At 38.3% G+C, this 20,711-nt stretch carries 16 protein-coding genes; 11 read left to right on the top strand and 5 right to left on the bottom strand.

Going from position 1 to position 20,711, the window contains the following annotated elements; all coding sequences use genetic code 11:
* The 3 genes from V7P40_RS04420 to V7P40_RS04410 all read right to left on the bottom strand — a co-directional run.
* The coding region (locus V7P40_RS04420) for a DNA methyltransferase (protein ID WP_333784768.1) at positions 1 to 2,732 on the bottom strand (2,732 nt) is incomplete at its 3' end.
* Between the two features lie 10 nt (positions 2,733 to 2,742).
* A complete protein-coding gene (locus V7P40_RS04415) occupies positions 2,743 to 5,892 on the bottom strand; it encodes a helicase-related protein (protein WP_333784767.1) in 3,150 nt (1,049 codons plus the stop codon).
* Positions 5,879 to 6,706, bottom strand: a complete 828-nt coding sequence (locus V7P40_RS04410; RefSeq protein ID WP_333784766.1) for a DUF2851 family protein — start codon at positions 6,704 to 6,706, stop codon at positions 5,879 to 5,881. Before V7P40_RS04410 ends, V7P40_RS04415 begins: the two co-directional genes overlap by 14 nt.
* A gap of 166 nt (positions 6,707 to 6,872) precedes the next feature.
* Between V7P40_RS04410 and V7P40_RS04405 the strand changes: the two genes are divergently transcribed.
* From V7P40_RS04405 to V7P40_RS04355, 11 genes are read left to right on the top strand one after another with little or no spacing between them, the layout of a single operon-like run.
* The gene (locus V7P40_RS04405) at positions 6,873 to 8,837 is read left to right on the top strand and encodes an aconitate hydratase (RefSeq protein WP_333784765.1); all 1,965 of its coding nucleotides are present in this window, start codon (positions 6,873 to 6,875) and stop codon (positions 8,835 to 8,837) included.
* Entirely contained in the window at positions 8,834 to 9,832 is a 999-nt protein-coding gene (locus V7P40_RS04400; RefSeq protein ID WP_333784764.1) for a malate dehydrogenase, read from the top strand. Before V7P40_RS04405 ends, V7P40_RS04400 begins: the two co-directional genes overlap by 4 nt.
* Before the next feature lie 14 nt (positions 9,833 to 9,846).
* Complete coding sequence (locus tag V7P40_RS04395; RefSeq protein WP_333784763.1) at positions 9,847 to 10,407, top strand: tetratricopeptide repeat protein; 561 nt, start codon at positions 9,847 to 9,849, stop codon at positions 10,405 to 10,407.
* A complete protein-coding gene (gene glyS / locus V7P40_RS04390) occupies positions 10,404 to 12,389 on the top strand; it encodes a glycine--tRNA ligase subunit beta (protein WP_333784762.1) in 1,986 nt (661 codons plus the stop codon). Before V7P40_RS04395 ends, glyS begins: the two co-directional genes overlap by 4 nt.
* A gap of 2 nt (positions 12,390 to 12,391) precedes the next feature.
* On the top strand, positions 12,392 to 14,953 hold the full coding sequence (ppsA, locus tag V7P40_RS04385) for a pyruvate, water dikinase (RefSeq protein WP_333784761.1): 2,562 nt from the start codon (positions 12,392 to 12,394) through the stop codon (positions 14,951 to 14,953).
* Positions 14,950 to 15,819, top strand: a complete 870-nt coding sequence (locus V7P40_RS04380; protein ID WP_333784760.1) for a pilus assembly protein PilM — start codon at positions 14,950 to 14,952, stop codon at positions 15,817 to 15,819. Before ppsA ends, V7P40_RS04380 begins: the two co-directional genes overlap by 4 nt.
* Positions 15,820 to 15,822: 3 nt before the next feature.
* On the top strand, positions 15,823 to 16,470 hold the full coding sequence (locus V7P40_RS04375) for a hypothetical protein (RefSeq protein WP_333784759.1): 648 nt from the start codon (positions 15,823 to 15,825) through the stop codon (positions 16,468 to 16,470).
* Positions 16,467 to 17,183, top strand: a complete 717-nt coding sequence (locus V7P40_RS04370) for a hypothetical protein (RefSeq protein ID WP_333784758.1) — start codon at positions 16,467 to 16,469, stop codon at positions 17,181 to 17,183. Before V7P40_RS04375 ends, V7P40_RS04370 begins: the two co-directional genes overlap by 4 nt.
* Positions 17,180 to 17,404, top strand: coding sequence for a hypothetical protein (locus V7P40_RS04365; RefSeq protein WP_333784757.1), 225 nt, complete (start codon positions 17,180 to 17,182; stop codon positions 17,402 to 17,404). Before V7P40_RS04370 ends, V7P40_RS04365 begins: the two co-directional genes overlap by 4 nt.
* Positions 17,385 to 18,674: a 30S ribosomal protein S12 methylthiotransferase RimO gene (gene rimO / locus V7P40_RS04360; protein WP_333784756.1), complete on the top strand. Its 1,290-nt coding sequence runs from the start codon at positions 17,385 to 17,387 to the stop codon at positions 18,672 to 18,674. The genes V7P40_RS04365 and rimO overlap by 20 nt, the downstream gene beginning before the upstream one ends.
* Positions 18,667 to 19,041 carry a RusA family crossover junction endodeoxyribonuclease gene (locus V7P40_RS04355; protein WP_333784755.1) on the top strand — a complete coding sequence of 125 codons (375 nt, stop codon included), beginning with the start codon at positions 18,667 to 18,669 and terminating at the stop codon, positions 19,039 to 19,041. The genes rimO and V7P40_RS04355 overlap by 8 nt, the downstream gene beginning before the upstream one ends.
* Here the strand turns inward: V7P40_RS04355 and V7P40_RS04350 are convergent, their stop codons facing one another.
* Both V7P40_RS04350 and V7P40_RS04345 read right to left on the bottom strand, forming a co-directional pair.
* Positions 19,042 to 20,427, bottom strand: a complete 1,386-nt coding sequence (locus tag V7P40_RS04350; RefSeq protein ID WP_333784754.1) for a LysM peptidoglycan-binding domain-containing protein — start codon at positions 20,425 to 20,427, stop codon at positions 19,042 to 19,044.
* Entirely contained in the window at positions 20,396 to 20,671 is a 276-nt protein-coding gene (locus tag V7P40_RS04345) for an acylphosphatase (protein WP_333784753.1), read from the bottom strand. The genes V7P40_RS04350 and V7P40_RS04345 overlap by 32 nt, the downstream gene beginning before the upstream one ends.
* Positions 20,672 to 20,711 lie beyond the last annotated feature (40 nt).

Below are 20,711 nucleotides of genomic sequence, written 5' to 3'. Positions count from 1 at the left end.
TTTTCCAAAATCTTAAAAAATATCTCAGGTGCTCTTAAGTATTTTCCGCCCCATTTGTTGCCAATGTAAGGTAAATATTTTGGTTCTTTAAATTCATTTTCTTCTTCTATTTCAACTCCTTCCTCTAAAAGCTCAATCCTCTTTTTTGGAAATACGCGATAAATCTCGTTGATGGTAAATTTTTCCTCTTTTTCTATCTGTTTAAACACCTCTGCTCTTGAAATTTCTTCAAATGGCTTTTTGAAGGCAACGAATTTCAAAACATCATCATCTTTGATTTCGCTTTTATCTTTTGGTCTTTTAATAAGGACGATAACCGTGTTTATATCTGCCTCAAAAGTTCTTTGCGCTATGTTATCAATTACATAAATTGGCTTCATATTTTTTAGCAAAAACTCTTGAAGCCCTGCCCCGTATCCGACGTCAAGCCAAGAGTTTGAGTTGATAAAACAGAAAATTCCACCCGGCTTAAGTATGGAAAGACCATGGTAGTAGAAATAAACGTAAAGGTCGCTTCTTTTGTCAATTTTTACATTCTCCCAAAGCGATTTTACCGATTCTACAAGTTTTTCTTTGTATTCCCTTTTTCTTTCTCTCCACTCATCTTCGCTAAACTCTTCTTCTCTGTCAAGAGGATAGGCAATCATCTCTTGTCTAACGTAAGGTGGATTTCCTATTACTATGTCAAATCCACCTTTTTGAGCAAAGACCTCAGCAAAGTCAATTTCCCAAAAGAAGTAATCTTTTGAAGTCTTCTTTTCAAGTGCATTTTTAACTTCCTCAAGATTTTGGACTTCCTTTTTTAATTGTTCAAGTTCTTTTTTCAACCTTTCCTTTTCTTCTTTGATTTTTTCTGCTTTTGTTCCATACATTTCAAGCTGTTGAGAGGAAAGGTATTTTTCCTTTGCTTGGATTTTTCTATCAAGTTCTGATATTTTATTTTCAATAAGTCCTTTAAAGATTTCATTTTCAAGCCTTTCTATCTCAAATTTTTCTTTTAAGTCAGCACTTCTACCGCCTGAGAAAAATTGTGCTTTTTTGTCAATAAGTTCTTGAATTTTATTTTTTAGTGATGGAGAGATGATGCCGAATTCTTTTCTTAACAAAATTTTTTGTCCTGCTATCTCTTCAACAAGTGAATCTCCCTGACGCATCTTAAAAGAAAGATTTGGAAGGAGTGGTTTTGTGTAGATGTCCATATATTTTTCATCAGTTTCTATGATGAGGGAAAGCCACAGACGGAGTTCTCCAACCATAACAGCCCAATCTTTAACATCAACGCCATAAAGATTTTCAAGGATTATTTTCTGCTTCAATGCAAAAAGGTTTTCTTCTCTTCCTTCAAGTTTCTTTGTAAGATGGCTATGGATCTCAACAAGAACATTCATCATACCCACTAAAAAAGAGGCAGAGCCAACGCAAGGGTCAACGATTTTTACACTATCAAGTGCTGATTTAATTTTCCGAAGGTCTTCAATATTGTGGTAATTCTCAATCTCTTCTGGTTCAAATATAAAGGATATCAGGTCATCTTTTGAGATTTTCGTCTCTTCAAAAAGATATTCAACAAGTGAAAGCCTACACATAAGGTCTATCTCTACCCTTGGAGTGTAAAAAATACCTGCTTTTTGTCTTTCCTCTTCCGCAATCAATGATTCATAGACTTTACCGAGCATCTCAGGGTCAACTGCAACTTCAACCTCAAGAGGAGTATCCTCACGAACGGTAAAGTTAAACCTTTCAAGAAAACCTTTATTTTTATCTTGCTGGTCTATGTCAAATAGAAGTTCAAATACACTGTCAGGAAGATTAAAACCAATTTCATCAAGTTCATTTGGGGTAAAAAGTCCGCCATTTAAAAATGGCATAAGATTAAAAGATTCCTTGATCTCTTCAGGAAGATGGCTTTTTAAATACTCATGTTTTTTATTAAAAGCTGAAAAGAATAGAGGAGAAAGCCACTCAGAATAAAAGCTATCAGGAGTGTTTCTATATTTTTTATATTTTTCCCACAAGTTTTTGATATATCTTTTATCAGATACATAATCTTTCCATTTAAGCCAGCCTTTTTTCTGTAAGTAATAAAGAAACATTATTCTTGATAGAAGTTGCTGAGCAAAGGAGTGACATTTTGAATAGTCTGCTTTATTTTGTGGAATTAAAATTTCATCTCTTATAAAGTTTAGGGCATTCTTATATGCTTCAAAGAACTCCTTTGTTACCCTTTCAACATCAAATGCGGTTTTATGTTTTTGCCAGATAATATCGGGAATTTGCTCGTTAGGATTAATTCTTATCATTTCAAGGACTTCAAGGTCTGTGTGATATGGGCTTGAGGGGTCAAGATAGAGTGTTCTCAAAAGGATTTTAATTTTGGTGGTGTCAAAAGGTATTCTAAAGGGACTCACAAAGGCAAGCTCGCTAAAATCATTTGTGAAGATGAAAAGCGTATTTACATGGGGAAATCTTCTGTAAAATGGCTCAATAATGGTTCTAAAGTCAGTCCTTCTCATTGATGGTGTTTTCACAAAGTAGACCTGAAACTGCTTGTGATAATCACAGATAAGTGAAAATTCTTGGATAAGCTCATTTGCTCTTGGTGGCAGTTCATACTGTGTCTTATCAAGGGGAATTACTTTGGCTTTATAACCCATTTGTTTGAAAAGCTCTGAAATAGCTGAAATACTTTTGGATTCTGAAATATCAGTGATACTTTTGATTAACCCACTCATCTTTCCCTTCTTAATTAGTTATTGTTATATACCCAACTAATTTAAGTTTAATCTCTCTATCTTCATCTTCTTTTGTAGAGCCCTGTTCAATCGGCTCTCCAATCGGATGTTCTTCTTTAAATTTTTCAAGAATTTTTATTAGATCTTCTGCGCTTAAGTCTTTTGAATTCAACCATAATTTTTTGAGTTCTCTAAGATACATCTCTGGCAAAGGTTTTGAGTAATATGGTATAAGATGCTTAGCAGTATTCCCAACCGCCTGTAGCCAATTAAGGATAGAATTTTGAGGAGTTTTAAGTTTAAGCGGTTTTACCTCTGCTGTCTTTAACCTTGAAATTATGTGATTTTTTACCTTTCTTATGATCTGATATACATTCAAATATTCCGGTGGAGCCACGTATGGCTCGTCTTTGTTACATCTTATCAACTTAATACATTCAAGACGATTCTCAATAATTTCATTATTTTCAACGTCATAAAAACACCAGTAATGCCTTTCATTATCTTTAAATGCCACGAAAACTCCCTTCTTCCCATCTCTCCTTATTCCACTACCCACGCCATTAGGAATTTTTCGGATCCTTTTAGTTCCTTCTGATTGTATATACCTCAATATTTCATCTTTTAAAAACTCTCCTATAGCAAGTTCAGATAATTCCTCCAATTCGTCAAGAACGTTTTTCTTTGCATCAAAAATATCTCTTATATAGCCGAAATCCTTTGGATTAGGTGTCTCTCCCAAAACAGAAACGTCAAGCCCCACGCTTCTATTTATAGCATCAAGCTTACTGTGTAGTCGCTTCAAGAGATTTAAAAGGGACTCCAGTTCATCTTCCGGGAAGAAATTGTAAACATTAATAACCTCGTAAGGTGAGCCGATTCTATCCAACCTTCCTATTCTCTGGACGATCTTTACAGGATTCCACGGCAGGTCATAATTTATGATCGTATCCGCATCTTGAAGGTTCTGACCCTCTGAGATCACATCAGTTGAGATTAAAATTTGTATTTCCTTATCTGTTCCTTTTATCTCTGGATATCCATTTGATACTGGGGAAAATCTTATTATTCTGTCCTTCCTTTCGTTAGGATCCACATCGCTATCAACTATGGAAATTTTGTTGGATTGAACACCTATCTTTGATGCAATTTCAGGTTGCCTAAGATAATTATAAACATATCTCATTGTATCTTTAAAATAGCCAAAGATGATTATTTTTTTGTTTTTCAGTTTTTGGAGTGTGTGAATGAGTTGCTGTAATTTTAAATCTTTCTCTTCCGAAATTTCAGAGAGTTTATTGTATATGTTTTCAAGAATTTCTATATCCTTTTTCGTTCTCTTTTTAATTTCTTCAATTTCGTATTTATCAGGGTCTATCTCGCTCAATTTTTCAATATATTCTTCTTCTATTTCATTTTCCGCCTGTGCAGAGTAAAACTTTATATAGGATTCTCTGTCAAGAATTTTATTTTTATCAAGGAGCTGTAAGAATTTGTTTTGAAAATCAAGCAAACGCTTAATACTAATTCTGAATGCTTCCACGCTTGATTCCAATCTCTTAAGGAAGAGAATTCTAAGTATTGCGATAACTGATTCATTCCTTCCAAGGGTCATCAGCAACTCATGAACCCTCTCATCGGGCCAACCTTCCTTTTTTAAGAATTCCTTTATTTGTTCAAAACTTTGAAGCTTATGCTGAAAGATGTCTTTTCTAAATGAATCAATATTGTAACTGGCAAGGTTGAGCGATTCTATTGTGGTCTTACATTCCTCATATATTCCTGAATAAACATCGGTAAGTTCATACTTTACAGTATAAAGGACTCTTTCTGGGAATTTGATAGGCTTTCCATCAATCACCGCATTAGGATAGAATTTTCTTATAAATGGTCTGCTTCTACGCACCGCTATCTCCTCAAGTAAATCAAAGAGGGTTTCTTTGTCTCTATCTGCTTTTAAAAAGTAGCCCCATAGGCTATTTATACCGGCTGATTTAAAAAATTCGTCGTTGTCTTTGGTGATAAACCTTATTTGGTTGTAAAGGTCAAACACAGAATTATTTACGGGAGTAGCAGTGATTAAAATAATTTTTTTATTTTTACCTTTTATAATTGCTTCAAAGAGATTCTTCCATCTTTTGGTATTTGAGTTTCTGAAGTTATGAGATTCATCAATAACTATGATGTCATAATCGGAAAAATTATCAGGATTAAAATCCCTACTTACTTTTTCCTGAGTTAAAACATCAGCTCTTATTCCTAATTCCCTGAGTTTAGGCTCCCAAATTGTTTCCTTGATCTGTGCTGGACAGATAATAAGCGCTTTTTGTCTTAATCTGTATGCAAAGTCATCAAGGAGACGTAAAGCAAGATATGTCTTTCCAAGACCAACGGAATCAGCAAGAATTACTCCACCATATTTTTCTAATGCCTGCAAAGATGATAAATATCCATCTTTCTGGAAATCAGCAAGAACGATCGGTGAAGGCATCTCCTCCGTAGGAGTCTCAGTAAGTTTATCTTCAAAGTATGAGTAAAGAATCTTCATATACACATCATACGGGGAATATCGTGAATGAAAACTTGAGATGAGCGAAATTAAATTTTCCTTATAATCTACACATTTATCATTGAAAATTTTTAGAAAATGCTCTTTGTGATTTTCTACGACAGTTTTCTGTTTAATCACACTATTATATTCTGTATTACTTGTTAAACCAGCGTAAGTAAGGTTTGAAGAACCAACAATGGCAATAGAACCAACTATGGGAATGCCACCTTCGACGATATAAAATTTGCCGTGAAAAAATCCTTTATTGTAAATTTTTATTTCAACATTTTCATTTTTAAGGAATGAAATAAACTCATCAATTAGATTTTTTGTTTCTTCTTCATCAATTTTTTCTTCTATCTCATCCTGAAGTTTTACTTCCAATAACTCGGGTGTTATAATGTTTTCTGGAGACATGGCCTTGCCTATTACAATTTTTACCTCTTTGGCTCTCTTCAATCCTTCTTTTATAAGCTTGAACCCTTCCAGATTGAAGTATGCTGTAGCAATGAAAACTCTTGATTCTTCAGAAATAAGTTTATTTAAAACATCCGAAAGTTTTATTTCTGAATTGTCTATAATATCAGGAATATGTTCAAATTTGTTCATGACTTATTTTCTCCTTTGTTTCATAGTAAAGTTGTATTAAACCCATGTATTCTCTAACTGAACTTATGTTTTTAATGTTAAACCTTCTCATCATACTCTTTATAACTGAATTAGGCGAAAGTGGTTTATGATATTCGTAAAGATTTTCAAGAAATTCTTTTAATTTTTCATTTTGTTCATTTTCATAAATCACCAAGAAAAAAGGAAGAATGATATTAAAAAACATATCAGCCTTCCTCTGTTCTCCAATTCCTGAGAAGTTCATTATTTTCTTTACAGTGCTGTTCGCAATATTTTGATTCAACTTGAAATCGTTTCCCCACCCATCAAAATAATTTTCTTCTATCCTTGATTTAAAGAAGTTAAATATACCATCCTTTGCAACTGTCTCAGAAAGCAAATGAGATATCTGCTTTATCCTATTTTGAGGTTGATTTGCCGGTCTTACTCCTCTTAAATTCCACACATTTTTGTCCATCTTTAATGAGAAATCAAAATTTTCTAACTTCCCATTTGCATCTATAAATCCTGCTCTATGAAGAAGGGCAAGTTCAATAGCTATCTTATCTTTAAGCTTTCTTATTTCAGAGTAGGGAGTAATCATAGCAAGTTCCAAAAATTGAACTTTATTTTCTTTATATCCCAACGAAAGCATAATTTCACGATATAGCGCTTCATCGGGTGCTGCTATTTTTAGCAGATTTCTCATACGTTGCTTTTTGATATCCAACCGTTTAAATGCTAACTGTCTTATCTTATTTTCTATATCCTTTAGATTGGTTTCCTCGAATTCGGTCCCCCAGTAAGGTTTCATATCCAATTCCCTATCAAAGGTGTATGCCCCCAAAAGCTACTGTAGTGATAAAAACATCTTAATGCTAATTATAACAAAGTGCAGAGTTATCTATGAGGGAATAACTTTTGGACTAAGCTCCAAAAAGTTATAATTAATATCATCAACTTTTGCACAGGAGGTTTTCATGGCTAAAGGGACTGTCGCTTACAAGATTCTTGAAAATCACTTGGTTAGCGGTAGGCTTGTGCCCGGGGAGGAGATAGCCATAAAGATAGACCAAACGCTTACGCAGGATGCTACAGGAACTATGGCTTACCTTCAGTTTGAGGCTATGGGAGTAGATAGGGTAAAGACCGAGCTTTCTGTGAGCTATATAGACCACAATATGCTACAAACAGATTACAAAAATCCCGATGACCACAAATACCTAATGAGCGTGGCAAAAAGGTATGGTATATGGCTTTCCAAGCCCGGCAATGGCATATGCCATCAGGTGCATTTGGAAAGGTTTGCTAAGCCCGGAAAAACCTTGCTTGGCTCAGATTCTCACACACCCACTTCTGGTGGAATGGGAATGATAGCCATAGGGGCTGGTGGGTTGGATGTGGCCTCCGCAATGGCTGGAGAACCTTTTTATCTAAAAATGCCAAAAATAGTGGGGGTCCATCTTATAGGAAAGCTTCCGGATTGGGTAAGCGCAAAGGACATCATCCTTGAGCTTTTAAGAAGGCTTACAGTAAAGGGAGGAGTGGGAAAGATCTTTGAATACTTTGGAGAGGGAATAAAGGAGCTTTCTGTTCCGGAGAGGGCAACCATAACCAACATGGGTGCAGAACTTGGAGCTACCACTTCCATCTTCCCTTCCGATGAGATAACAAGGGCATACCTTAAAGCCCAAGGGAGAGAAGAAGACTGGATAGAGCTTCTGCCGGATCCGGATGCAGAATATGACGAGATCATAGAGATAGATCTTTCAAAGCTTGAACCACTAATAGCTTGTCCTCACTCTCCGGACAACGTGGTGCCAGTCAGAGAAGTGGAGGGAATTAAGGTAGATCAGGTGGTGATAGGATCATGCACAAACTCCTCCTTTGTAGATCTTACAAGGGCAGCAAAGCTTTTGGAAGGTAAAAAGGTCCATCCGGATGTTATCTTTGCAGTGGCTCCAGGCTCTAAGCAGGCTTTGGAGCTGATAACCCAAAATGGAGCTTTGTTAAACTTCTTAAAGGCTGGGGCGAGGATCCTTGAAAGTGCTTGTGGTCCGTGCATTGGAATGGGTTTTGCTCCACCATCGGGTGGCGTTTCTGTGCGGAGCTTTAACAGAAACTTTGAGGGAAGGTCTGGCACTCCGGATGCTAAGGTTTATCTTGCCTCTCCAGAAGTCTGCGTTGCCTGTGCCATAGCAGGAGAGATAATAGACCCAAGAAAGCTTGGTCTAAAGTGGATAAAGGTTGAAATGCCGGAAAGGTTCCCTTATGGGGATGAGGCCTTCATAGAACCTTTGCCTGAAGAAGAAGCAAAAAAGGTGGAGATCTACAGAGGTCCAAACATAAAACCACTTCCCGAGTTTGACGAACTTCCAGAAAGCATAGAAGGAGAGGTCTCTCTTATAGTGGGAGACAACATCACCACAGACCACATCATGCCCGCAGGTGCTAAAATTCTACCTTTGCGCTCCAACATCTACGCCATAAGCGAATACGTTTATCACTACGTAGATCCACACTTTGTAAGCAGGGCAAAGGAGATAAGAGACAACAAAAAGAAGGCAAACATCATAATAGGTGGAGAAAACTACGGACAAGGATCCTCAAGGGAACACGCCGCATTGGCTCCAAGATTTTTAGGAGTTAGAGCGGTAATTGCAAAATCCTTTGCCCGTATTCACCACGCAAACCTCGTCAATTTTGGCATAGTTCCACTGGAGTTCAAAAACAAAGAAGACTACAGCAAGTTTTCCCTTGGAGATGAGATTTACATACCAGACATTGCCGAAAGTCTTAAGAAAGGAAAAGAGGTGGTAGTGATAAACAAGACCACTGGAGAGGAAATAACTTGCACTTATAACCTAACACAAAAGCAGATTTCCGTTCTTTTGAAGGGTGGCCTGTTAAATTGGATAAAGAGCAAACAGGGGGTAAAGGCATGAAACTAAGAAAGGTAGTTTCGGTAGTGGGGGCAGGAAATGTGGGAGAGCATACTGCAGCTTTGTTGGCTTTGAGAGGTTTGGTGGATGTGCGCATGTTTGACTTGCCAAAAAAGGATGGAGACAGGATCATAGAACCTGTCAAAGGTAAAGCCCTGGATATACAGCAGATGTTATCAGCTCTGAATATTGACGGAAAGGTGGAGGGTTATTCGGTCAGTCCCGAAGGAGATGGATACGAAGCCTTGGAAGGAAGTGACATAGTGGTAGTCACCGCAGGCTTTCCAAGAAGGCCGGGTATGTCAAGGGAAGATCTGCTGGAAAAAAACATAAACATACTCTCGGTTATAACCAAAAAAATAAAGGAATTTGCCAAAGACTCTATAGTCATCGTCGTAACAAACCCAGTGGATCTTATGACCTATGCGGTTTATAGACTTCTTGGCTTTGAGCCGCAAAGAGTGATCGGTATGGCTGGAGTGTTGGATTCTGCACGCTTTAAAACATTCATATCAAAAGAAATAAAGGTTTCTCCTCAGGACATACACGCTTACGTCATAGGTGGTCATGGAGATGAGATGGTCCCCCTCATATCTATATCAAACGTAGGCGGAATACCCTTAAAGGATATGCTCAGTAAAGAAAAGCTTCAGGAAATTATAAAGAGAACTCAGTTTGGAGGTGGAGAGATAGTGGATCTTATGGGAACCTCTGCCTATCATGCTCCTGCAGCCTCCATAGTGGAAATGGTGGAAGCTATAGTTACGGACAACAAAAGGATACTTCCTTGTTCTGTTTACTTGGATGGTGAGGTTGGAGAATATTACGGAGTTAAAGGTGCGTGTGTGGGAGTTCCTGTAAAGCTCGGAAACTGCGGAGTAGAAGAAATAATAAAGATCCCCATGATACCGGAGGAGAGGGAAATGTGGGAAAAATCAGTTCAATCGGTAGTTAAAAACCTAAAAACAGTGGAAGAAATGCTAAACAAACTGGTTTAAAATGTATTAATAGAATGCTGTTTATACCTTTAAGGTTTTTGGTTTTACCTATAGCAGTACTGCTACTGGCAGGGGGCTTTGTCTTATACAAGCAGTGGGAAAGAAAAAGGGATCAGCAAGTTTCTTACTTGGAGTGGGAAATAAGAAAGTATCTTCAAAGTGGAGATTCAAAAAAGGTCAAGGACATGATAGAAGAAGGTTTAAAAAAGGGTGGTGCCTTTAAACCCTTGATCATTTCTTACTCACTGCAAGTAGGTACGGACAAAAAAGAAAGCGAGATAATCCAACAACTAATATCTAACCTCAAGGACGAAGAGCTGAGGGCTCTTTACACCGAAAGACTTGCTTTTGCTTACGTGAAAGAAGGGCAAAAAGAAAAAGCTCTGAAAGTGCTTGAATCCATAGAAAAGAAAAGGTTTAACCATCTTTCTGCCCAGCTGCTAAAGGCTCAGATACTTCTGGATATGGAAAAAAAGGACGAGGCAAAGACCACACTAAGTCAAGCCATCAAAGATTCAAAAAGTACCTATTGGTCAAACATTGCTAAGGTTCTCCTAAAGGAGATTGAAGGATGAAGCTTTTACTGGAGATAGGAACAGAAGAACTTCCCGCTAATGTAATAAACCTAGCGCTTAGCAGTCTTAAGGAAAGTTTAGAAAAGGTTTTGGGAGTTGGCATACAAAAAACTTATGGCACGCCAAGGCGCTTGGCGGTCATTACAGAAGACTTTGAAGACAAACCAGAGGAAAAGGAAGAACTAATATATGGACCACCTTTGGGCATAGCTTACAAGGAGGGGAAACCTACAAAGGCACTTCTTGGCTTTTTGGAGAGGGTTAAAGCTTCTTTGGATGAGGTTTTAGAAGTTGAGCGAGGGGGAGGAAAATACGTAGCGCTAAAGAGGGTCTATAAAGACAAAAGCCCTTTGGAAAGGCTTAAGGAAGAATTTGAAAGCATTTTGCTTTCCATACCTTTACCTAAGCGTATGAGATGGGACAGCAGTAGCTTGAGCTTTTCAAGACCAATAAGGTGGATATGTGCGCTTTATGGAGACAAAGTAGTGCCACTGAGTTTTGGTAAGCTAAAAGCCAGCAACCTAACCTTTGGACACAGATTCCTCTCAAAGGGTTCCATTTTAATAAAAAGTGCAGAGGAGTATGAAGAGAAGCTAAAAGAACACTGGGTTATTCCCTCATTCAAAGAAAGACTAGGACTTGTCTTGGAAATGCTAAGGGAGGAGTCGTATGCACTAAGAGGTATCCCAAAGTATCCAGAAGGTTTGCCAGAGGAGGTGGCCAATCTTTTGGAGTTTCCCTTTTCTGTTGTAGGCAGGTTTGAAGAAAAATATTTAGAGCTTCCAGAAAAGGTTTTGATTACTGTCCTTGCCCACCACCAAAGGTTTTTCTGCCTTGCCAACGAAGAGGACAAACTCATTCCGTGGTTTATCGCCTTTAGCAACAACGAGCCGAACAACAAAATCTTAGAAGGATACCAAAAGGTCTTAAGAGCCAGGCTAGAAGATGCCCTATTTTTCTACAGGGAAGATCTAAAGACACCATTAGAGAACCTGTTAGAAGGTTTGAAAGGAGTGATATTTCATCCAAAAGCAGGCAATATGTGGGAAAAAACCCAAAGGCTTATCTCTCTTTCTGAGAAAATAGCTATGATGCTTGGATTTGATCAAAAGACTATAGAAAAGGTCAAACGAGCTGCGTTCCTTTCTAAGGCAGACATCTTAACAAACATGGTTAAAGAGTTAGACGAACTTCAGGGATACATGGGTATGGTTTATGCCAAAGCTTGGGGAGAGGACGAAGAAGTGGCAAGAGCTATATACGAGCACTACTTTCCAAGAACACCTTCCGAAGAGGTTCCAGAAAGTCCTATTTCTCAGGTTCTATCCATAGCGGATAAGTTGGACAACCTTTACACGCTCATAAAAGCTGGAGAGATGCCCTCCGGAAGCTCAGATCCCTATGGGCTTAGGCGCAACGCCTACGGTATTTTTGCTATAATTCACAAACATCGCTATAACTTGGATTTAAGGGAGCTTCTGGAAGACCTACCGGAGGGTTTTGAAGAGTTTATAAAAAATAGGTTAGAAGCTTATTTAGAGCCATACGGTTATGATGTGGTCAGGGCGATGCTGGAAGTAAAGGACCCACTAAAACCGTATGAAATCATAAAGCTTACCGAAGAGCTTGCCAATCTAAAGGACTCGCAGAAATTTAAAGATATAGTAGAGGCTTACAAAAGGGTGGTGAAGATCTTGCCCAGTGGATGGGACGACGATTTTGTAGAGGAGGGTCTAATGCAGGAGGAGGAAGAAAAGGTTCTTTGGGAGAAAGTTAAAAAGTGGGAAACAGAAAAATTGGAAGTTTTAGACCTTTGGGATTTAAAACAGCCTGTTGATGTTTTTTTTGACAAAGTATTAGTTATGGATAAGAACCTTTCTTTAAGAAGAAACAGACTGGCTTTGCTCTACAGAATAAAAAAACTGTTTAACCGCTTTGCTGACTTTGAAAAAATAGTTTTTGAACAACCTTTGGAGGTTTGAGTATGAAAGATAAACTTGTAGTATGGTTAGACAGTGTAGGTATAGAGGATGTGCCGTTGGTTGGTGGAAAGAATGCGTCCTTGGGAGAAATGTTAAGGAATCTCTCCAGCTCAGGTATCAACATTCCCTACGGCTTTGTGGTAACATCTTACGCCTACTATGAGTTCCTAAGATACAACAAACTGGAGGAAGCCATAAGGAAGATCTTAGATGGTTTAGACCCAAACAATATACAGGACTTAGCAAAGAGGGGATATGAGGTAAGAGAGCTTATAAGAGGAGGAGAGTTTCCTCCAGAATTGGAAGAGTTGATTAAAAAATACTACTCTGAGCTATCTCAAAGGTATAACTCCTTTGCGGTTGATGTGGCGGTTAGGTCTTCGGCTACCGCAGAGGACCTACCCCATGCATCCTTTGCAGGACAGCAAGAAACCTATCTAAACGTAGTAGGTGCAGAGAATGTTCTAACTGCTGTAAAGAATGGGTTTGCTTCTCTTTTTACAGACAGAGCAATATCCTACAGACACTCCTTCGGATTTGACCACTTCAAAGTTGGCATAGCTATGGGCGTGCAAAAGATGGTTAGGTCTGATCTGGGTGCCTCTGGTGTTATGTTTACCTTAGATACAGAATCAGGCTTTAAGGACGCTGTGGTGATAAACGCTACCTACGGTTTAGGTGAGTTGTTGGTTCAAGGAATGGTAACTCCTGACGAGTACATGGTTTTCAAACCAACCCTTCAGGCGGGATACTCAGCCATAATAGAGAAAAAATTGGGTAGAAAAGACAGAAAAATGGTGTATGGCGCAGGTCAGGAAAGGACAAAGATAGTAAATGTGCCTTTAGCTGAGCAAAAACGCTTTGCTCTTACGGATGACGAAATCCTAAAACTTGCAAGATGGGCCATCCTCATAGAGGATTACTACACTAAGAAAAATGGCAGATGGATGCCAATGGACATAGAATGGGCAAAGGATGGTGTGTTAAACGAGCTGTTCATAGTTCAAGCCAGACCAGAAACTGTCCATTCAAGGAGAGAAGAAAACGTACTCAGAGTTTATAAATTTAGCGTACCTTTGGAAGAAAGGGTTAAGAAGAGAATACTGTACGGAATAGCCGTAGGAGACAAAATAGCCCATGGAAAGGTTAAAGTTATTCACGACCTAAAGGATGCAGGACAGTTTGAAGAAGGTGATATACTAGTTACAGACATCACCGACCCAGACTGGGAACCTATAATGAAAAAGGCCAGCGGTATTATAACAAACAGAGGGGGAAGGACAGCCCATGCGGCAATAGTTGCAAGGGAACTTGGCATTCCAGCAGTAGTTGGGACCCACAAGGCTACAGAGGTACTCAAAACCGGCGATATCATAACCCTCTCCTGCGCAGAGGGTGAAGTAGGTTATGTCTATGAAGGATACATACCTTACGAGGTGGACGAGATAAATCTAAGGGAAATACCCAGACCTAAAACAAGAGTTATGATGAATGTGGGAAATCCAGAGTCTGCTTTTAAGTATTCCTTTATACCCAACGATGGGGTAGGCTTGGCGAGGGAGGAGTTCATCATAGCAAACTACATAAAAATCCATCCTTTAGCTCTTTTGCACTATGAAGATTTGAAGGCTCTTGTAGGAAGGCTGGAAGAGTGTGGAGCTATTGATGATAAGGGCGTTTGCTCTATGGCTTCCATATACAAGCATGCGCAAGAGCCTTTGAAAAGCAAGTTAGCAAAAGGTAAAGATAAAAAACAGATAGCTCTAAGAAAACTCATCGAAGATATTGAAAATTTAACTTTTGGTTATGAAGATAAAACCCAATATTTCGTAAAGAAGTTATCTTACGGAATAGCCAAAATATCCGCTGCCTTCTATCCAAATCCTGTAATCGTGCGTTTTTCAGATTTTAAGTCTAACGAATATAAGGGTCTGATAGGAGGAGAGTTGTTTGAACCTGAAGAAGAAAACCCAATGCTAGGTTGGAGAGGTGCATCAAGGTATTATTCAGAAACCTACAAAGAAGCCTTTGGGCTTGAATGCCAAGCCATTCTCAGAGTTCGCAATAAAATGGGGCTTACAAATACTAAGGTTATGATTCCCTTTTGCAGAACACCAGAAGAGGGAGAAAAGGTGCTCAAAGTTATGGAGGAATATGGACTTAAAAAAGGAGAAAACGGGTTAGAGGTTTACGTGATGGCTGAATTACCATCTAACGTAATTCTTGCAGACAAGTTTGCAGAAATATTTGATGGTTTTTCGATAGGCTCCAACGATCTAACTCAGCTAACCCTTGGCTTGGACAGGGATTCAGGATTAGTAGCCCATCTTTACGATGAAAGAAACGAAGCGGTGAAAAGGCTCATATCCCAGCTTATAAAAGTAGCAAAAGAAAAAGAAAAGAAAGTAGGCATATGTGGTCAGGGTCCTTCCGATTTTCCAGACTTCGCCGAGTTTCTTGTAGAGGAGGGAATAGATAGCATTTCCCTAAATCCAGATTCAGTATTAAAGACCTTATTGATAATAATAGAATCCGAAAATAAAAGTAAGAGGGTGCGGATATGAAGCTTGTTGATAGTATCAAAAAATTAAGCCTTCCTTTACTCAAAAAGTCAAAACCTCGGATAGCCTTACAAGTGAGTCAGAGATTTATAAGGCTGCTTGGAAATACGGAAGGAAGAAAATCCCCGTTTCCACCCCAAGAAGTGATCTTTGAGGATGGTGACGAAAATAAAAAAATAACTGTGTTAAGGGATTTGGTGAATAAGTTTAGAATACAGGGAGAAGGCGTTATAACTTGCATACCAGCTACCGATGGCATACTAAAACTTTATAAATACCCATCAACTATAAATCAGAAAGACCTGGAAAGCGCCATAAGCTGGGTAATAAAGAGGGAACTAGCTCAGATAAAGGAGGAAACAGCATATGATTATTTCATTCTAAGGGATGACAAAATCCTAAACGTAGCCTTAGTAATGGTGCGTGCAGAATCTGTTAATAAACTGACTGATCTTATCCGTTCAGTGGGTTTAAGGCCTGAGATAGTGGATTACGAAATACTTGCCATCATAAATTACGGAATATATCATAAGCTTTCTATACCCTTCTCTATCTTGTATATTGACTATGATTACTCTATACTTCTGGCATATAATACTTCTAATCTTGGGTACTCGGTTATACATTGGAGTTATTGGGAATACAGTAAAAACAAAAATGAAGGGTTATTAGAAAGCTTTTTTGCGGAGGTTAGAAATCTACTCGTCATAAACGACATATCTAATATTTACGCCGCTGGCCCAGCCTTAGCCAACGAAAGCTTCCTAGAGCGATTGCTTGAAAATCTACCAGTATTAGGATTTTTGGATGCTGGAGAATTACCACCTAACTTCTTTATTCCATATATACTTAGTATAAGGGAGGAGTAAAAAATGATAAAGATTAACCTTTTTAAAGGAAAAAGGCCAGGAAAAGCAGAAGCACCACCAGCCAGGCCAACCCTCAGAGAAATAAAGATAGACCAGATTTTTAAATTAGTCAGGGCAGAATACTACCTTTCCATAGCTCTATGGTTGGGTGTTCTGGGCATAGGTGTGTGGTATTGGAAAACCTCAACACAGTTGACCGAAATTAAAAGAGAAATAGATCAGCTTCAGGCAGAGAAAAATAAACTAAGCGCTAAAGCTCAACGAATTGCCGAGGAAAAGAAGGAAATAGAAGCTGAAATAACTAGATTAAATAATGAAATAAACGCTTTGGACCGCAGTAAAGACATACTAATAGGTCTAAAAGAATTATACACTCCTTTCAACGACGTGTTTAAAACATTCTCATCCTCCGTTCCTCCCACTGGCTGGTTGATTACATACAGCCAAAATTTGGACACAGAAAATAGAAAAATAACTACAGAATTTGAATTAAGCTCTTTTGATTATGCTAGTATAAGCACTTATACAGGTGGTTTAAGAAAAGCTAATGGCGAAGTTTTTGTGAGTAGTATAGAAAGAAAAACAAATCCAAGCGGCTACGAGTACTATTTGGCTAAATTAACCGCAGAAAAAAATATTGGAGGGAAATGATGGAGAAGTTAAAAGCTCAGTGGCAAGCCCTTCCACAGTGGCAAAGGTTGGTAATTTTACTAATTTTGCCCGCCGCAATAATAGCATATACTTACCTGATGCTTCTGACTCCTTTAAGGGAAGAGATCGAAAAAAGTAGAAACGAAAGAGATCAGCTTATCTCACAGATAGAGGAATTAAAAAGATTAGCCGATCCAAAGGCTTTGGATTCACTGATAAAGCAGAAGCAAGAACTGGAAATCCTATTTTTGCAAAAGAGGCAAGAACTGGAAATGGTCGTTGGAGAAATTCCTTCTGAAAAAAATGTAGGCACAGTCTATAAAAGATTGGGATTGATAGCTAAAAATAATGGAGTAGTAATCCTTTCAGCAACGCTTGGAAAACCTGTTGAAATAGGGTATGATGTAGAGAAAGTAGAAGGGGGTAAGGGAGTTGTTAAGATAGTAAGAGATCAAGGGCAGACACAACAGCAACAGGCTGACAGCAAGCCTTCACCACAACAAGCTACTCCTTCCTCCATAGTTAAATACCCAACTGCAGAATTAAAATTTTCCTTCACTGGTAGTTATTCTCAGATAGTAAATTTTCTGAGAGATTTGGGTAAGGAAGGTTTTGTTTCCTATCCATATTCTCTAAGGGTTAGCAAGTTTGAGAGAGATAAGCTTAGAGGAGAAATTACTTTGTTCGTACTCATGAAGGAGGAGGACCTATGAGAGCTATAATTGTGCTATTGTTCGCTCTATTCATAGTTCACGCAAGAGAGCCTTTTACTGATTTGGAAGGTGTGGTAGGATACATAGTTGTAGAAAGGAAAGGAAAAGTAGAGAATTATTTAGTAGTTGAAGGGAAAGATGGTGGTTTTAGGATGGTAAAAGTTGATAAAAATCCTAAACAGTTTTTAAAAAAGGTAGAGGATGAATCGCAGAAAAAGTAGGCTAAAAGTAGGAGTTATAAGCTTAGGCTGTTCTAAAAATCTGGTGGATACGGAGATCTTATTGGGTAAGCTCAAACAAGCAGGAGTGGAATTTGCTAACGATCCTAAAAAGGCCGATACCATCATTGTAAACACCTGTGGGTTCATAAACCCAGCTAAAGAAGAAGCAATAGACTACATTCTCGAATATGCGGGGAATAAGAAAGTTATAGTGATGGGTTGTTTGGTAGAAAGATACAAACAGGAACTAATGAAAGAAATACCGGAAGTCGCAGCTTACTTTGGAACAGAAAGTTGGGATGAAATCTTGGAGTTTTTGGGACTCGAAAAAGTAAAAGAAAATAAAAGGATTCTTACAACACCAAAGTCCTATGCTTACCTTAAGATTTCCGAAGGCTGCAATCGCCTGTGTTCTTTCTGCACCATACCTCAAATAAGAGGCAAGTATAGATCTAAAACTATACAAGATTTAGTGGAAGAGGCTAAGTGGATAGCTCAGCAGGGAATTAAAGAAATATGCGTGGTTTCTCAAGATACTACCTATTACGGCAGGGATCTGTATGGAAAAAATGCAATAATTAAACTTCTTGAAGAGCTTGAAAAGATAGATGGTATAAACTGGATAAGGCTTCTGTATCTTTATCCAACGGATGTTAGCAATGATCTTATAAGCTACATAGCCAATTCTTCAAAAGTTCTTCCATACTTTGATATACCTCTTCAGCACATTTCTGACAGAGTTCTAAAAAGCATGAGAAGAGGTTACGATAAAAGCTTCGTAGAGAGGCTTGTAAATAGGATACTTTCTGCCATACCCAATGTGGTGCTAAGAACGAGCTTTATAGTGGGTTATCCGGAGGAAGAGCCTGAAGATTTTCAAGAGCTACTAGACTTTGTAGAGAAGGGTTACTTCTACTGGGTTGGTGTGTTCAGCTATTCCGCAGAGGAAGGAACTCCAGCGGAGGTGTTAGGAGATAGGATAAGCTATGAGGAAAAGGAAAGAAGAAAGAGCATTCTATACGAAGTTCAAAACGAGGTTATCCAGAGGAAAAATAGAGATCTACTAGGGAAAAAATTTCAGATGCTAGTGGATGGATACGACGAAGATCTGGGTATTGTGCCCGTTGGAAGACTTTGGTTTCAGGCACCAGAAGTGGATGGGATTTGTTATTTGGAAACCGAGTGGGAAGTTAAAGAGGGAGACTTGATAAGTGTGTTGGTAAAGGATTTCAAAGAGCAGGACCTATTGGTTGAGTTTGTAAGTGAGTGAAGGAGAAAAGAGAATAGAGTTGCACCTTTCCTCGCTCCCAGTGCCAAAAAGCAACAGATACATAAGGAAAAAAGGGGGGACAGTTTTTAAACCTCCCAGAATAAAAAACTGGGAAGCAAGAGCTATTTGGGAAATTAAGCAGCAATACAGTGGCGATCCATTGGATGGACCATTATCCATGGAAGTTATTCTGGTGCTACCAAATAGAAGAAAGAGAGACATTGACAACATGCTAAAAAGCCTTTGGGATGTGTTAGAAAAGGCAAAAGTCATAAAAAATGACAATCAGATATATGAAATAAGAACCATAAAGCAAATAGAAAAAAATGTGCAAAAAACTATCATCTACATAAAAAGGTTGGAATAATTATTGAGTGTTTCTTAAATATTCTGTAGGATCTAAAGGGATACCTTCCTTATTTCTAAGTTCAAAATAAAGCGCACAGTTCTCAGAGTTGTTTTTCCTTCCAACCAATGCAATTTGTTGGTTTTTGGATACTTGTTCCCCTCTTTTTACTAAGTTTTTTTGGTTATTTGCGTACAAAGATATGAACTCTCCATGGTCTAATATAATCATGTTTCCGTAAGCTTGTAGGTCACCCCCGCTATATATCACTTTCCCCTCCTCAACCGCTTTAACTGGGGTTCCGCACTCTGCAATTATTTTCACTCCCCTGTTATTTTTTGTAATTTCACCTTCTACAGGCAAGGGTAAACTGTTTTTTAGAATTTTCACATCCATTAGATTTTCTGTCTCTTTATGTTGTTCTCTTTCCTCCATTTTTTGTGGTGAAATGGGTTGGCGTACTTTCTCTTCTGACGCCGTAGCATGAATGTTGTTTTTAACTGGTATTTTTACAACCGTTCCCTTTTTCAACCATTTGTCTTTTAATTCTGGATTCAACCTCTCCAACTCTCTTTCCGAAAGGCCTAACTTTTTTGCCACATGTTCAAGTCTGGCAGTTTTTTTTACAACGTAAGTTTGATAGTTTTCAGTTATCTCCTTCTGATGTTTTATAGGCACTTTTACCTTTGTGCCTTTTGATAACCACTTTTGTTTCAATTCTGGGTTCAACTTTTCTAACTCTTCCTTAGAAATTCCTAAGCTTTTAGCTATGTGTTCCAGCCTGCCACCTTTCTTGACCGTATATATTTCATACTTTGTTGTCTCCTTTTCCTCTCTCTTTTCAACGCGAGGTACTTTTACCACAGTTCCCTTCTCCAACCACTTGCCTTTCAATTTTGGATTTAGCCTTTCCAACTCTCTTTCTGAAACTCCAAGCTTTTTAGCCAAATGCTCTAATCTACCACCCTTCTGAACTACGTAAGTTTCATAGTCTTTTGTCTGATTTTGAGTTCTTTTACTGACAGATCTAGCAGGTATCTTTATTTCCTGACCTTCTGATAGTTTGGTTGTTTTTAGGTTGTTAAAACTCTTTAACTCTCTCCAATCCACTCCGAATTTGTTTGCTATGCCTTCTAATGTATCTCCCCTTTTGACCTTATAAATAGCGTAATCTTTTGCACCCGGGTTTTTAGCCTTTGAAATGGGTATGCATATTTTTTTCCCTATTTTTAAGTTGTTAGGCTTGATACTTTTATTGGCTTTTAGTAGTTCTTGAGTTGTTATTCCGTAGCTTTTCGCTATCTTTTCCAGCGTTTCTCCACTTTTGACTTTGTGATATTTACATTCTTGAGCAAAGGACAAGTTGAATACAAGGCTAATACTTAATATAAAAACCTTTTTCTTCATGGCTTGCCACCTCCTTTATTATTTCCATTTTATCTACCCTTGCTCCTTCTGGACCTTCCCATAGTTTCCACACAAAGCTTTGAACTACATCTTCATGACCTTGAACGAAGACCTCCACCCTACCGTCTGGTAAGTTACGTACCCATCCTTCTAAGCCGTAGCTTTCACCCAGACGTTTGGTCCAACTTCTGAAGCCCACCCCTTGCACCCGACCAGATAGGAATACTCTGTAGGCCCTGATCATAAGGTTATTTTAACACTACAATAGGTACTAAACGTTTTCC

The organism is Thermocrinis sp. (assembly GCF_036781485.1).
Classification (GTDB): Bacteria; Aquificota; Aquificia; order Aquificales; family Aquificaceae; genus Thermocrinis.
This window is presented reverse-complemented; position numbering and strand designations above follow the sequence as displayed.